At 28.8% G+C, this 638-nt stretch carries 1 protein-coding gene; it reads left to right on the plus strand.

Going from position 1 to position 638, the window contains the following annotated elements; genetic code table 11:
• Positions 1–638: PAS domain-containing protein (locus tag CLCOS_RS09350; RefSeq protein ID WP_153042924.1), on the plus strand; the 638-nt coding region annotated here is incomplete at both ends.

The raw sequence follows: 638 nt of genomic DNA on the forward strand, positions 1-638 counted from the left end.
TGGTACCGGGAGCTTTTATGAATGAAGAAAATATTGGAACAAATGCTATGAGCGTAGTTATAAAAAGTAAGCTGCCAGTTCAAATTTCTGGAGATGATCATTTTATTAATGCATATCATAAGTGGACGTGTTCTGCGGCACCTATAAAAGATAATAAAGGAAAACTTATAGGTGTATTGAATCTTACTGGGTACATTGAATTTGTACATTCCCATACCCTTGGTATGGTTATAGCAGCGTCAAATGCTATAGAAGAAATGCTTAAAGTGGAAGAGTACAATAAGATTCAAAATATGAATTACAAGCATATAAAAAATATATTTAATTCCAGTCCTGTTGCTATAATAACCTCAGATATAAATGGTAAAATAAAAATTTGCAATAAAAAGGCACAGGATATGTTTGGCATAAGAGGAAATAAGTTAGAAACAAACAATATGGAAGATATTATAGAAAACTGGAATGATATAAAAACATCTATGTATTTAGGAGAAAGTGATTCAAAAGAAATAATTATGGTTTCACTAAGAAATAAGATTCAGTATCAAGTAACTACTAGCTCAATATACAATTGTGATGATGATAATAATATTGAGATAGTTTATGTTTTTGAAAAAGCTAAAAAGGTAAATAAAAAA

The sequence above is a fragment of the Clostridium coskatii genome, assembly GCF_001675205.1.
GTDB lineage: Bacteria > Bacillota > Clostridia > Clostridiales > Clostridiaceae > Clostridium_B > Clostridium_B ljungdahlii.